The organism is Rhodopirellula sp. J20-39 (genome assembly GCF_057365095.1).
Genome location: NZ_CP195123.1, coordinates 4879802 through 4894731 on the forward strand (window position 1 = coordinate 4879802; position 14930 = coordinate 4894731).

A 14930-nucleotide genomic window follows, 5' to 3' on the forward strand; every position below is an offset into this window, starting at 1 on the left:
CGATCGTTAGTCCCTCCGATGGGTTGAAGCGACTACACGATCTCCCATCTTGCGACCGTACTGTCGTTCAGGTCCACGTAGTACAAGGCACCGTCAGGCCCCTGGCTGATCGCGACCACAACACTGGAACCCGTCGTGAACGTTTGCACGTTAGTCAACTCGCCGTTGGGCCCCACGTCAGCATGCCGAACGATACCTTGACCTAAGTCGTTGAAGAAAACGTCCCCTTCATATTCGCTGCCGTAAAGTGTGCCGCGATAGACGTCGCCCATCACAATCGCATTGATTCCATCGGCCTGGTGATTTAGTGCATACTGCGAAGCCGTGACGGCGATGCTCTGGGCGAAAAAGGCCTGCCCTTCAGGAGTGTTCGCGTAACCTTGGTTGACCACGCTGGTACCACTTCCGCCTTCATAAAACGGCCATCCAAAGTTAGCACCCGCACCGGCTGAATTCACTTCTTCCCAACGAGTCCAACCGACGTCACCGATAAACAAGCGTCCCGTCACCGGGTCAACCGACATCCGGAAAGGATTTCGCAACCCTAGTTGGTAAACCTTCGATCGATTGTCGTTCGCGTTGCCATTGAAGAACGGGTTGTCATTCAAACCTTCGCCGGTCAGCGGATCGATTCGCAGCACCTTGCCACTCAAGCTATCGATATCCTGCACTCGGTCCGCTCGGGGATCGACGCGGTTGTAACTGGCTCCATCGCCGATCGAAACGAATAGGTTGCCATCGATTCCAAACGCGAGGGCGCCCACCGTATGTGATTCACTGTCGCTATTGATGAAGTCGTTGATGAACGTTCCGTCGGATCGCTCACCAGCGGGAGCCTCGTTGAAATCGGTAGTGCTATTGGCGAAGCCGTTGAAGTTGTCCCAGGTGCTGTTCGAACCAAGCAAAACGACTTCACTTCCCGCTACCGCTTCGAGATATCCCTTGCTGGAATCCGCGGTGACACGAATCAATCGGCCGGCACGGTTGCCCCTTCCATCGGGCCCGGCCAACGTTCCGCTGGCTTGGTTGTAGACTTCCGGTGGATCATAGGTGAACAACAGATAGACGTACGGGTTGTTCTCGAAATCCGGGTGCACGGCGATGTCCATCAAACCGCGATCGCGAACACCATTGACGATGCTCGAGATATCGATAAACGGTGTCCCCGCAACACTGCCGTTCGCGGCTGTTTTGACCACGCCGCCCTGTTCGGCGATCAGCATCGTGCCGTCGGGAAGCCATTCGATCGCTATTGGATTATTCAGCCCGGAAGCGACCGTCACACCAATTACTTCATCGCCGCCAACGACAGGCGGATCGGATGGCGGAGTTGTAAGATCCAAATCCCAGTTTCGAATCCGATGAGAATTTTGCGAACCGCCCGTTGCAGCGGTGAAACCAACGTAAGCTGTGTCTCCAACCTGGCTTTGCAGATCAACGGTCGCCTTTAAGAGTGCTTCAGCAGGACGTGAATTCGTTTGGGAAACGTACACCGCCAATACGTTGCTAGTGCCGTTGTAATCAACCCACGCGTAGATTCGGGAACCACTATTCAGATCGAAATCGGGAACGGCAGTCCGCAAGTTGAAGTCAACCAAACCGGTCAAAATCGATACGTGATTGTTGTTAATGTCGGCCCCACCTTTGTAGGTATCAAATTCAACCGCCACGGATTGAGTGATGCCTTCGTAACCCAACAGACTGCCTGTCCCGCCCAGAGCAGCGGTTCCACGCGGATCGTTTTGAATGGTGAACGTCAAACCATCGGCGCCGCTGGTTCCATTACCGCCAGTCGCTTGGAAGCTGAAGCCGGATCGAAACGATCCGTCGCCGGTCAAATCAATCGGAGTCGTATAAAACGCACTGCCCGCTCGGTTGGACCCCGTGGTTGTCAATTCCAAAACACTACCGGTTTGCCGAGCGTCGCCGTTCAAATCCAAGCCAGCCACACTATTGAAGTTGGTATAGCTAGGCAGATCGCCTTCATCGTCAATGATTGAAACGGTCGCTGTTCGCGGGACCAGCAGATTGGCACCTCCGCCGACGTTGTCGATGGTGATATTGAAGGATTCGTTGCCCTCGCTTTGATTGTCATTGATGATCGGCACCACGATCGCCTTGCTGGTCTCGCCATCCGCAAAGGTCAGCGTCCCGGTCTGACGCACGTAGTCACTGCCTTCGGTAGCGGTCCCCGCAAACGTGTCATAGTCAACGGTCACGATGCCATCGCTGCCGCCGGAACGAATCACGTTAATCGTGGCGGTACCAGCGTCTTCATCAACAGACACGTTACTCGTTTGCAACGCAATCGTTCCCGGACTAACGCTGCTGGCGCCAAACTGGAAATAACCATTCGCGTGCAACCACTCCTCTTGCTTGAACCCTGGTGTGATCCCGCCGTCCTTCCAAGTCCCCGTCGAGTAAACATCCGCGGATTCGGTTTCGAACGTCGTGCCATCCAGAACGATGTGGTCGACACGCAAATTGCGATCAACCTCGCCATCGTTGAGATAAAGGTCATTCGAAAAACGAACACGAACGTCGCTGATGTCGACTTGTTGTGACGAACTGAAGTCGTACCGCACAAATTCATTGTTGCTTGCGTTGCCGCCGATGTTGTTCCAAGTGTTGGCGAGCTCACCGTCGATCCACAATTCCATTTGTTCGCTGTTCTCGCTTCCAGCAGCATATATGGACAAAGTGCTGCCCTCACTCGGCGGATCAGCAAACTGGAAATAGCCATTGCTGTGGATCCACTCGCTCTGGCGATAGCCCGGCGTCGTGCCGTCTGCATCCAACCAGGTCCCAGTCCCAAAAGTCGTCGGGTCCTCGGCTTCGATGGTTGTGAAGTTGACCGTTACCGAATCGATCCGCAGATTGCGATCGATGCCCTGGCTGGGGTTGTATAAGTCGTTGGTGAACAAGACTCGAACGTCACCGGGACTCGCATCCGCACCGCCGTCGTAGGTGTATGTCACGAACTCACGTTCCTGTGCATCGCCACCAATGTTGTTCCAGGTCTGGACGATGCTGCCGTTGATTTCCAACTGCATCTGTTCCTCGCCCGTCGTGCCTGCCGCTCGGATGGAGATCGGCAACACCATCTGCACGTGTTGCAGGTCCTGAACGCGAGCCAGCAACTCAGCTTCGATTGAGCCGGTCGCCAACTCCAAGTCCCAATCACCGCCTAATCGATCTGCGCCCGTCACATCGGTTGATCCAGCCACATCGGCGCCACTTAGATTGGAAAGCGTGCTTATGAATTTGGCTCCCTCGGTTCCGGCAGCGACTTCACATCCGTAGACGAGAATGTCCGCTCCCTCCGTCAAATGGTTCGCCCAGTCTTGAATCGCACCCGCATAGGATTCCAGCGAAACTTGGTCGATGATCTGATCCGCCATTTGGATCTTCCCGGCCTGACCGTGGGAGAATAAATGAATCGCCGACACGTTCGATCGAGCCCGGACTGCGGCATCGATTTGTTGAAGCGGTGATGTCGACGAATCAATCAAAACAATTTCGACACCCCGTCTCATTAAGCCAGAGATCTGTGCCTCACTTTCAACTTCGGCATCCACAAATGCGAGCTCGGTTGTCTGCACTTCGGTCGCGACTCCAGCCGCCGCATCCGCTTCCGCGTCCACGGTCTGAGTTTCCGAAAACGACTCCGCAGCTGCGCCCACTTCCGCACCCGCGTCACCCGCCAACATCAACCGAGGCTCCAGAGGCGAGATGGTCCAATCGGTTCGCTGGCGCGCTGAACAAGCCGTTTTCGACGTTTTCTCGGAGGTAGAAACCGAGATCAGACGACGTAGGAGCGAGCGTTTCATACCGAAAATCCTGGCGGAAGGAGCGATAAAACCGGAACAATCGCTGCCATCCTAAACACCAGAAACGCCGCCGCAACCTACCTAGCTTAACATTTGACCACACGTGATCTTTCGCTTCGTATGCCTCCACACCACCCACACCTAAGATCCCATCGCCATGGGGACAACAAATATCGGTGCAGAAATGCGGTTGCCGGATATAGCGCCCCGATTCAGACGACCGGTGCAGAGTCCTCGAGTGCTAGGTCAATAATGCAACTTCGACCTCCAAGCCTGGACCGAAGCCCAACATCACCCAGGGTCGCGGAACCTCGGTCGCTCGGAATCGTTTCAACACGGCACCCAAGGTCGCCGACGACATGTTACCGTGCTCTCGCAAAACGTCTCGCGAGATCGCCAATTGACTTTCCTCAAGCCCCAGAGACGTTTGGACAGCCTGCAAAATCCGGACGCCGCCCGGATGAACTGCCCACCCGCCGACTGATTCAATCGTTTGACCCTGTTGGGCCAACCACTCCGTCATATACGCGAGCAGGTTGTCTTCAATCAATCGCGGCACTGCGGCGCTGAGTGTCATCTCAAAGCCGTGATCGCCAATCTTCCAGGTCATCTCATCTCGACTTTGCGGAATAAGACATGAACCGGTGGCGTTAATCGTCGCCATACCGGTGGACGCTTCCTCGGCGGTTCGATCAGGACATTCACTCCCGACGACAATTACTCCGGCGGCCCCATCGGCGAACAACGATCCTGAAACGATGCGTTGTGCTTCGTAGCCGTACTGGTAGTGCAGACTGCATAGCTCGATACAAACGATCAAAACCACCGACTGAGGTTCTGCCGCGACTAATCCGCGAGCTGCACGCATGGCGTTGATCATCGCGTGGCACCCCATGAATCCAATCTGGATGCGCTGGGTTGTTGCGGGTAAGTCCAACGCTTCGATTAGATCCACATCGATTCCCGGAGCACTGAATCCGGTACAGGTCACGGTAATCAGATGCGTGACATTGCTCGCCCGACATCCGCTGGAGTCGATCGCCTCGGATCCCGCTTGAATTGCCAATCGAGGCGCATCGGTAGCGTAGCGTTCATTCCGCTCTCGAGTTGTCGGACCGAAATGGTTATCCGAGAGCGCGGGGTAAAACGATTGAGAGATTTCATCATCCAACTCGGTTCGCTCCAACAAAACGCTGCCGCGGGTTTCCACCCCCGTGCGACGATACAGCTTTGCAATTTTATTGGCTTGCCCGTCGTTGTCGCTCGACATCGCCTGCGCCGCCGCAGTTGAAAACCCCAAATCGGCGGACAGTTCGGGGACCACCGAAGTCACGGCTAAGATGGTTGCCGTTGAAATGTTCGGTGTGGTCATGAAGGACTTTCGGGTTGCGAATGAATAGGAGGAACCGGGGACGAGCGGTCATTGCAGACCGGAGGGTCGGGTTGCTTTGAACGAGGGTCCGCTAGCCACTCCGCGGGTGAAAGGTTTGGCAAGCCATTGAGCATGCGACAATCCAATTTGAGTGATCCGGCGGACAGCACGATATCGCAGTCCGGCGGTAACGAGACCGCAAATGACGCGCCGTTTAGTCTGAATCTTCGATAAGCGTTGTTTCCAAGCCGCGGCGTAGTCAATGTTACCAGAATCACTATGCAGCCCCGCTGCGTTTTGACTCGACGCCGGGCTGGTAGCCAACTGACTCCACAAATCGGCAACCGCAATGCCGCTTTCGATTCCCCACGTCATTCCTTCCCCCGTTAAGGGCTCGACATAGCGAACGCAATCACCAATCGCGACGACTCGTCCGTGACCGACGTGACGTTGACGTCGCAGCGGCGGGGCCGTCATCCAATTCGCATCGTGCTCAAGCCAAGCTTGCAACGCGGAACCCAAGCTCGCCGCCAATTCTGGGTGGCTTTTCAACAGCAACCCGACACGCTGCGATGGCGATTGCTTCGTGACACCCGAACGTTGGGTCTTCCCGCGTGATCGCAATGCCGCCGCGATATCGATCGCTCCGTCCGGTAATCGCACTAAACCGACATAGCCATCATTACCACAAACCATCTGGATCTCGCCGCTTCGGATCGGCCAGTCTTTGGCAAGCTGATGAATCGCTGGCACATGAGCCGAAATTCCAAGCGGCCCATGCGGTTGCTCGACCCAAGGCAAATCCCATCGGGGCAACGCGGAATCGACCGCGGCGTCATCCTCTTCCGGAGTCTTCACCTTACCGGGTTGGCCACCGGTCGGCTTGCCCTGGAACACGCCCGTCAACCCGGTCGCCAAAATCACCGCAGCGTACTCGTCGGTGGTAACCCAAGCCGCACTGCCAACTCGAACTTGATGGCGATCTTGCACCGAGCTATCGCCGATTGCCGAAACGGAACCGACAGCTTTCCATGAATCGTCGATTGGTCGATGACGAATCACCACGGAACGCGAATCACTACTAACGACCTGGGCCTCGTGCGGTTGTCGCACTTCCACACCGGTTCGCTTTGCTTCCGCAATCAAGTACGAATCCAAAACGCTGCGTGCGATCGCAACCCCCGGCACGACGGGGAAGTGAACCGGTGGACGACAGAAGTGCAGGGAATCCGATTTTGATCGGTTTGGCGAAGGAGCGGTTTGCAGGTAACCAACGAACGATTCAGTGGCCGCCCCTAATTGTCGAACACCGTCCCCCAGTCCGATCGCGTCCAAAGCTGCAAGTCCTGCCGCTCCCAAACAACAACCGCAAATCTTTTCGCGTGGGAAGCTTGCCCGTTCCATCAACGTCACATCCCAACCGAGATGTCGCAAACGGATCGCTGCGGCACAGCCTGACACGCCGCCTCCCACTACCAACACACGCTTGCCTTGTACCAACACACGCCTGCCTTGCAAACGTTCCCCGCCTTGAACCTGCCCAATCGTTTTGGGGGCGTGATTCAAGGCGTGGCCCCGGCCAAGACTGACTTCATGTCGGGAACCATTTCGGCTTGGCATTGTTGGTCGATAATGGCCATCCAACGACAGGGCAATGAGCGCCGAATCTTGATTTCCATTCCCAACGATTGGCGGATCAAGTCTGTGAATTCGGCGCGGGTGTAGGCGCCTCGAACGCTCGCGGACGCATCAAAGTGCACGACATCACTGCGAGTAACCAACCTCGCCGACGCCGCCACTAATGCCAAGTTAATGCGGGAACGTTCCAAGTCGCAAACCACGACAGCTCGTTCGCTGGCACGCCACATGTCTTGGATTAATCGAGTGACCTGGGGTGGATCAAGATGATGCATGAACAACGAACAAGTCACGATGTCGAAACCGCCAGGCAACCCCTCACGCAAGCAATCACGACGAATCGTTCCCAATTCGACACCCGCCGCTTGAGCCGATTGGCTAGCCGTTTGCAAAGCCACCTCACTAACATCGAGCGCCGTGACGGCCAACGGAATACCTCGGCGGCGAGCATAAGACAACCACGCGATCGGCAAATCGCCACTTCCTGATGCGACATCCAACACCCTCAACGGCCGACGTGGGTTGGCGGCAGCATAGCGAATCAACGGTCGCATCATTGCCGCCGCAACTCCGCTGATCCAATTCAGCCGTCGCAGTCCCGCCAGTGCATCACGATGCCTGTCAGGCGACAAAGCCGGGTCGTCCATCCATTCGTCGACACGTTGGCGGGGAAAAGGCATATGCAATTGTTTGATAAGGTTGAAAACTCTTTGCCAGTGGACTCGTTTCTGGCCATCACGTCTAGCTGGACAACATCACTTCATGCCTTGTCAGCTTCGTATCCGACAATGACATCGCCAGTTATCACGCTTCTTAACGAGATTAAAAGAAAAACGCTGGTCCAAACGATTAATTTCAGGTCAAAACGGCGAACCGTTAAGCCATCGCGTGAATCAGCGAACTGGCTCCCATTTTACGTCCAAGTGTCCAACCAACCAAGCTGCTAAATTAAAACTCACGTGCTAGCAATATTCGCATCCAATCCATCTAAAATCGCCACTCAAACATTCCACCAGCAGCACCGCTGTCAGCCATGTAAGGATAGAACGCCATGTTCCCGCCTCTCGCTTCAGTCCGGTCGATCGCCGTCGTCGCGACATAGGCTAACCACCACCCCAAAGCGACCTGTGACGGATAGTGATCATCGTCATTAACGCGAGACAGTGGTCCTAGAAGCGAACCCGCATAAAAAGCTGTTTTCAAGATTGGCCGGTCCGTCATCTTCGCTGCGTTAAGAAACGGAAACGCGGACATGAAAGCATGGCCACTCACACCGTTGTTATCTTGAAACGGCAACCACCTCGAATCCCGATCTTTTTCACCTGGACGCGAACCTCCGGTCAACCGCTGGGCGACCATCAATGGCGGAGCACCGATCAGAAACGTTCGTAGCGATCGTTCGCCCCAACGCCCCGTCGTGGCCAACACCTGCAAATCATCAAATACCGTTCCAGCAGCCCATGCGACCGCAAACACCGGCAACCTGTACCTGCCGTTACCAAGTTCTTTGCTTGAATGGAGCGATTCGAACCAATCGTCGCTGGTCGCACCGCGAACGCTTGCTTGAAAGTGATCGTGAATTCCTTGATCTAACTGCGTGTTCGCGACCGCAGCCCCAACCAGAAATCCGCCAGCCAACAACCGAAATGATTGCAGGTCATAAAAATTCTTGTGGTCTGATCCGATGCGTTGCCACAGCGATTCGCGACCCTTCCCAGACGGCCGCCATGCAGCCAAATCGCTTTCCCATTCTAACGAAATCGAATCGCTAACAACTTGGTCACCACGATACCAAATTGCTTCTGCCAATTCGTCGCCGATCGCCGTTGGACCCCAATGCCCCGAAGACGAAATCAATCGCATTGGCGGCGCATCACTCGATGTAAGTTCGTCTTGCGACCACGCCAGCAAAGGCCAAGCCAGGACAAATGCAAACACACCTACACGAAGTGCTGCGTCAGCGACTTGTCGTATGACCAGGAATCGGCGAAGCGACAAACCAGCCGCCGGACAATTGTGCATGATCAGTCCATTTACAAAAAGATGACCACCCCTAACTACGAACCTTTTAGTTTTCAGTGCAAGCCTGTTTAGCGAAAACAGGCCTAAATGACCTGGGAACAATTGGTTCGCATTTGCAGACGCGGCCTACCCCTTGGCAAGTTGTTCAGATCTTTTGGCGGTCCGTTCGTCGCTGCCCTTTGCAGCAAACCAGGGATAGATCGCCGGAATCACAACGCAAGTCAGCAGCGTGCTGGTGACCAGACCGCCAATGACAACGGTCGCCAACGGACGCTGAAGCTCCGCTCCGTCACTAGTCGACAACGCCATCGGCAGGAACCCCAGGCTCGCCACCATCGCTGTCATTAACACCGGACGCAGTCGGTCGTCGGCAGCCTGGTAGGCAGCGTCAAGCAACGGCTTTCCGTCCTTGCGATGATGCTCGGCATCGCTTACCCAGACCAGTCCGTTTAGAACCGCGACGCCAAACAGAGCGATAAACCCAATCCCGGCCGCAATGCTGAACGGCATGTCGCGCACCATCAGCGCAAAAACACCACCACTAGCCGCAATTGGCACGCAGAGAAAGATTAACAACGCCAATCGAGCCGAGTTGAACGAAGTGAACAACAGCAGGAAGATCACCACCAGCACGATCGGTGTGATGATCGCTAACCTGCGGCTCGCTGATTGCAAATTCTCAAAGTCGCCGCCCCAACGGAGTTCATACCCGGGCGGTAGCTTGACTTCCTCGGCAACGGCGGCTTGCGCATCGGCAACGAACGATGCCACGTCACGACCACGAACGTTCGCTGAGACAAACGTCCGCCGCCGCCCATCTTCATGTTCAACCGTTGGTGGTGTTTGCTCGAGCCGGATTGTGGCAAGCTCATAAAGTGGAACCGATTTACCACCGGCTGTTGCGACTGGTAAGTGTTTCAGTTGATCGACCTGGGCACGCCAACTCTCTGCAAAACGCACTCGAATAGGGAACCTCGCTCGGCCATCCAAAACTTCACCTACACGACGACCGCCCAGCACATCGACGACGTTCATCACCTGTTGTGCGTCAATGCCATACCTGGCCAGCGCATCTCGATCCGGTTCGATGGTCAACGCAGCCAACGTCGACTGAATGTCAGCTTTCACATCCGCTGAACCAGGCACGCTTCGTAAGACGCGTTCGATCTTCTTCGCTTTACTGGCGAGCATCTCAAGGTCGTCGCCATACAACAACACGGCCACATCCGCCTTGACGCCCGCCACCAACTCATCGACGCGCATCTCGATCGGTTGTGTGAAACCAAACGCGACACCGGGTACGCTCTGGCTCAGCACCGCTTCCATGTCCGCAATCAGCTCTTCCCGCGACTTCTCCTGGGGCCAAGTTTCAGGCGGATTGAGCATCACCCACACATCGCTTTGATGGACGCCCATCACGTCGTTGGCAATTTCGGGTCGCCCTGTTTTGGTAAACACGGTCTTAATTTCAGGAAGCTGAAGCAACTGGGTTTCCACCTGTTTCGCCATGGCTTCCGCACCTTCTAGCGAAGCACTAGGCAACCTGACCGCTTCCACCAGCAAATCCCCTTCGTTCAGACGAGGCATGAATTCAGCTCCCAAATTCATCGCAGCTGGAACGCTGATTGCAAAAACAAGTGCTGCGATCAGCGCCGTGACCTGAGGTGCACCAACCGCGGTTTTTACCAGTGGCAAATACAACTTCTTCAACATTCGAATGAGCCACAAATCGTGGTCATGAGTTTGTTTGGGTAGCGACAACGACGCCAATGCAGGCATCAACGTCATCGACAAAATGAAGGATCCAAACAAGGCAAAGAGCACCGTCAACGCCATCGGCCGGAACATCTTCCCCTCCGTACCTTGCAACAACAGCACCGGCACATAAACAACCGCGATAATGAGCTCGCCAAACATCGTTGGCCCACGAACTTCCATGCAGGCATCGCGAATGATCGTGAGGCGACTTTTGCCGTCCTGGTTATGCGATAGCCGGCGCACACAGTTTTCGACCATGATGACCGACGAGTCGACAATCAACCCAAAGTCGATTGCCCCCAAACTCATCAAACTGGCGGAGATCCCTGTTGCCAGCATCACGTTGGATGCAAACAGCATCGACAACGGGATTGCCAAGGCGACGATGATTCCCGCGCGTAAGCTGCCCAATGTGATCAACAAAACGATCGCAACCAGAACGCCGCCTTCCAGCAGATTTTTGATCACCGTGTGCAAGGTTCGGTCAATGAGTTCTTCGCGATCGTAGATGACGTCTAACCAAACATCATCGGGCAACGTCTTTTGGACCTCTTCGATACGAGCCTTCACGCGGCTAACGACATCGCGAGAATTTTCGCCGATTCGCATCATGACCATGCCAGTCACCGCCTCGCCGCGACCGTCACGACTGACCGCCCCCTGACGAGGCATGGGGGCAATCGAAACGTCCGCCACATCGGACAACAAAAGTGGTGAACCGTTACTACTCCGACGGATCACAATGTTTCGCAAATCATCCACGCCACTCAACAAGGCTTGGCCCCGAATGAAACGTTGTTCTTCGTGATGAATGACGTATCCGCCACCCGCATTCGCGTTGGCCGCTTCGATTCTTTGAAAAAGTGTTTCGAGCGTCAAACCCTGTGCAATCAATTCGTCGGGATCGGGCCGGACTTCGAACGTTTTGTAAAACCCACCCATCACGTTAATCTCCGTGACTCCGTCCACCTGACGAAGCTTCGGCGAGATATCCCACTCCAACAAGGTTCGAAGTTCCATCGGTGACTTGGATTCGCCACGAACCTCGAACTGCAAAATCTCGCCAAGTGCGGTCGTCATCGGCCCTAATTCTGGAGGACCGTATCCCGCCGGAAGACTTGCCGACGCGGCGGAAAGACGCTGGTTAACCTGCTGATTAGCGAAGTAAACATCCGTGCCTTCGTTGAACACGATGGTGATCACCGAAAGGCCAAACTTGGATATACTGCGAACCTCATCGACGTTCGGTAGTCCACCCATCGTCCATTCGATCGGATAGGTGACCTGCCGCTCGACTTCCACCGGAGGCAGCGAGCCCGCCGACGTGATCACGGTCACTTGGGTGTTGGTCAAGTCAGGAACCGCATCGATCGGCAACAGCAGTGCACTGCGAACGCCCAGCCCTGCCATCAAAAGGGTTGCGATGATGATTAGGAAGCGGTTCTTCAGCGAGAATTCGATTAATCGTTCTAACATCGAATCACTCCTCCCCTTCCAGTAGCAGTTCACTCTTGAGCGTGAACGCCCCCGACACCACAACCGCTTGTTCCACCGTAACTCCGGCGCGGATTTCAACCTGATCTCCATTACGCGATCCAACTTCCACCGCTACGGGCACAAAGCCATCGCCGTCCGTGACAAAAACGCTCGCCTGGCCATCCAGATCAACGATCGCCGACTCGGAGACGATCATGGCATCTGCAATGGTCTGCGTTGGCACTTCCATCCGTGCGAACAACCCTGGCCGGAATTGACCGGCGGAGTTATCGATTTGAGCAACCAGTGGGATCGCTCCCGACTTTGGATCAACTTGCCGCCCCACGAAATACACCTTGGCAACTTGCGGTAACGCGTCGACGGACGGAGTCAGGACCCGAACGGTGTCACCTTGATTCACGTTGATCGAACTCCAGTCTCGACCTCGGATGTCGGCTTCAACCCACAACACCGTCGTGTCGGCAATGACAAATAACTCGTCTTGCGCCGTCACACGCTCGGTTACGGAAAACGTTTTTCGTTCGATCGTTCCGGCTAGCGGTGACTTGATGATCAACCGCGACACATCGGGGTCGTTGGGTGACACATCGATCCCGCTGGTTTCACCGGCGGTTGCTCCCAGCAATGTTCCAAGTGTCTGTCGAAAGATCATCAGAGCACGCTCCGACTCTCGAACCTTCGCATCCGCTTTGGCCAATGCCTGTTGGGTTTGAAACAATGACTGCTCGATCGCGGCGGCAAGTTCCGATTCGGTTTGCTGCTGTTCACTCTGCCGCTGCTGAACCAGTCGACCGCTGATCGCGCCTCGCTGCCCCGCGTCACCTAGGGACCGAGCCAGGTTCGACGCAAGTTTTGACTTGCTGTAAGCAGTTAGTAGTTGACCGCCATAGTCTCCAAGCGTTTCTTCGCTAAGCTCGCCTTGGATCACCTCAACGGGTTCACCCGCTCGAATCAGTTTCGCCAAACGGACGACACCTTCATGGATATCAGCCTCCCAGCGATACGCCTTCCGAGCAATTTCCAGATCTGTTTCCGCAGCCAAGATTTGATTACGAGCGGTCCCAATCGCCGGACTGCGAAGCACAGCAACCGGTTGATCCCGATCGACTTGGTCCCCAACCTTGACCAAGACCGATTCAAGAATGCCATCGGTCGGCGTTCTTAAAGAGACGTGCCGCGTGTCGTCGTAAAGAAACCTTGCGGGCAAAACGCGGGTCAGTTGCAACTCGCCGCGACGTACCGGTTCGGTGCGAATCTCAGCCGTTTGCAGTTTCCCTTTGCTAAGCGTGATCCGATCGCCTCCGCTGCTAACCGAGGACACGACATGATCGCCAACTCCATCGTCGGTAAGCGGCTTACTATCGTCGCCGCGAAAAAATCCCCAAGCGAACCAGCTCATCGCGCTCGCTACCACGAGCGCAACGATTGCGCTAAACAATTGTTTTGAATTCATGCTACTGTTAAAGAAAAAGAGATTCTCAGGTTTGCTCGATGAACAAAACGCTCACGAGCCAACAATCGATAGAGAACCTATTTCAACAGCGCATCACGCAAGAAAGCATGCATCGGTGCTGCAACAATGCATCCGCAGCTAAACGTTGGCGTGGATCGATCTGAGTCAAACCAAACTCAAACGGCCGGCCCGACCAGTCGAAACAATCAAGGCTTGGATAGTCGATCAGACAAACTTGGCCAGTGCCCGCGATCGGTGCCGCTACGACACTGGAACTGACAAAGCTTGTCGGTGGATCCGGCAAGCCGTCTTCGCAAGGTCCCTTGTCGCTGCAATGTGATGGCAAGACGAAGTGCCAATGCGGCTCGTCGAGGTCTAAGCAAGTCTGCTGACACTCCGGATGCCGAATGGCGATGTGATTCGCCAACGACTGTTGAGCTTCAATCGAATCGTGCCGGTGCGTCATGGGCACAGGCAACGGAAGCAACAAAATGCAAGCGACCCAAGCGAACAAAACATGAACACGCGAACTCCAGCGGCGAGAAAATCCGCGGCTTCGAGTCGACGATCTTAGTAGGTTCTTCGGGTGCATGGCGTTCGATGGTAACTAACTCTGGTTCCAACAACCAGATGTTAGTGTGAAGAATCGCTTAGCTGCCCTCTGGCACCCCCGACCGACCAGGGAGCCTGGTCGCTACGCTTTCGGGGATCAGTTGGGCTCTTTCATCCGGTTGTCACCGGCGCTGAAAAAGCCCGCTTCAGTCAGGAAAACCTAATGATGGCCGCCGACACCGAAAACATGAAAACGACCAATGTCCAAATGAATCCCACCACGCGTGGTCACTGGATTGCGGGCGTAACCGCTTGAATAGGCCGAGCCAGCGGGATAAGCCGGACCTGCCGAATAAGCCGAACCAGAGTAGTAGCGATAGTCATTGGAGTGATTCAGACTGCTGGAATAGCCAGGCGAAACCGAATGGACTCCTGCACCATACCCGTAGTTCGGCTTGTAGGCCTGAACGGGTGCCCGTCCATGACCACGGTAGGACGATGCGTAATTGTTTTGCACGTACGGCGAGTGAGCAACCACTGGATAGCGATGGCTGAACTGACCCTGCCCACGTTGGTTGTTGTGATGGATGTCGTAGTGGTGGTTGGCTGCCGACGCATCGGTGGTAAAGCCGAAGACACCAATCGCTACTGCCACTACTGCACAGGTGAGAATCCGTTTCATAATTCGTTCCATTTTTTTAGGGGAGGCTTCAGCAGAAAGAACTGCTGACGATCACCACTAATCGCATACCCCGTACCAATGCAAAAACCACGTAAAAACGCGATTCCCTAGTCATCCTGCGCAACC

General features: G+C 55.2%; 9 protein-coding genes. All 9 read right to left on the minus strand.

Annotated elements, in window-relative coordinates:
* Positions 1-32: 32 nt before the first annotated feature.
* The 9 genes from ACR3ZL_RS17620 to ACR3ZL_RS17660 all read right to left on the minus strand — a co-directional run bounded on the left by ACR3ZL_RS17620 (position 33) and on the right by ACR3ZL_RS17660 (position 14804).
* Positions 33-3830 carry a DUF4347 domain-containing protein gene (locus ACR3ZL_RS17620; RefSeq protein WP_486172827.1) on the minus strand — a complete coding sequence of 1266 codons (3798 nt, stop codon included), beginning with the start codon at positions 3828-3830 and terminating at the stop codon, positions 33-35.
* Positions 3831-4071: 241 nt separating this feature from the next.
* Positions 4072-5202, minus strand: a complete 1131-nt coding sequence (locus ACR3ZL_RS17625) for a type III polyketide synthase (RefSeq protein ID WP_473651806.1) — start codon at positions 5200-5202, stop codon at positions 4072-4074.
* Positions 5203-5250: 48 nt separating this feature from the next.
* Positions 5251-6768: an NAD(P)/FAD-dependent oxidoreductase gene (locus ACR3ZL_RS17630; RefSeq protein WP_486172828.1), complete on the minus strand. Its 1518-nt coding sequence runs from the start codon at positions 6766-6768 to the stop codon at positions 5251-5253.
* On the minus strand, positions 6765-7520 hold the full coding sequence (locus tag ACR3ZL_RS17635) for a methyltransferase domain-containing protein (RefSeq protein ID WP_486172829.1): 756 nt from the start codon (positions 7518-7520) through the stop codon (positions 6765-6767). Before ACR3ZL_RS17635 ends, ACR3ZL_RS17630 begins: the two co-directional genes overlap by 4 nt.
* A gap of 307 nt (positions 7521-7827) precedes the next feature.
* Complete coding sequence (locus tag ACR3ZL_RS17640) at positions 7828-8862, minus strand: phosphatase PAP2 family protein (RefSeq protein WP_473651803.1); 1035 nt, start codon at positions 8860-8862, stop codon at positions 7828-7830.
* A gap of 126 nt (positions 8863-8988) precedes the next feature.
* Entirely contained in the window at positions 8989-12096 is a 3108-nt protein-coding gene (locus ACR3ZL_RS17645; RefSeq protein ID WP_486172830.1) for an efflux RND transporter permease subunit, read from the minus strand.
* A gap of 4 nt (positions 12097-12100) precedes the next feature.
* The gene (locus ACR3ZL_RS17650; RefSeq protein ID WP_473651800.1) at positions 12101-13516 is read right to left on the minus strand and encodes an efflux RND transporter periplasmic adaptor subunit; all 1416 of its coding nucleotides are present in this window, start codon (positions 13514-13516) and stop codon (positions 12101-12103) included.
* 136 nt (positions 13517-13652) lie between these two features.
* Positions 13653-14162, minus strand: a complete 510-nt coding sequence (locus ACR3ZL_RS17655) for a hypothetical protein (RefSeq protein WP_473651799.1) — start codon at positions 14160-14162, stop codon at positions 13653-13655.
* Between the two features lie 180 nt (positions 14163-14342).
* On the minus strand, positions 14343-14804 hold the full coding sequence (locus ACR3ZL_RS17660; protein ID WP_473651798.1) for a hypothetical protein: 462 nt from the start codon (positions 14802-14804) through the stop codon (positions 14343-14345).
* Positions 14805-14930 lie beyond the last annotated feature (126 nt).

Bases quoted from the DNA above. Each gene is read 5' to 3' on its own strand.
- ACR3ZL_RS17655 (WP_473651799.1), bottom strand. From the start codon at position 14,162: ATGCACCCGAAGAACCTACTAAGATCGTCGACTCGAAGCCGCGGATTT.
- ACR3ZL_RS17620 (WP_486172827.1), bottom strand. From the start codon at position 3,830: ATGAAACGCTCGCTCCTACGTCGTCTGATCTCGGTTTCTACCTCCGAG.
- ACR3ZL_RS17635 (WP_486172829.1), bottom strand. From the start codon at position 7,520: ATGCCTTTTCCCCGCCAACGTGTCGACGAATGGATGGACGACCCGGCT.
- ACR3ZL_RS17660 (WP_473651798.1), bottom strand. From the start codon at position 14,804: ATGAAACGGATTCTCACCTGTGCAGTAGTGGCAGTAGCGATTGGTGTC.
- ACR3ZL_RS17625 (WP_473651806.1), bottom strand. From the start codon at position 5,202: ATGACCACACCGAACATTTCAACGGCAACCATCTTAGCCGTGACTTCG.
- ACR3ZL_RS17650 (WP_473651800.1), bottom strand. From the start codon at position 13,516: ATGAGCTGGTTCGCTTGGGGATTTTTTCGCGGCGACGATAGTAAGCCG.
- ACR3ZL_RS17640 (WP_473651803.1), bottom strand. From the start codon at position 8,862: ATGCACAATTGTCCGGCGGCTGGTTTGTCGCTTCGCCGATTCCTGGTC.
- ACR3ZL_RS17645 (WP_486172830.1), bottom strand. From the start codon at position 12,096: ATGTTAGAACGATTAATCGAATTCTCGCTGAAGAACCGCTTCCTAATC.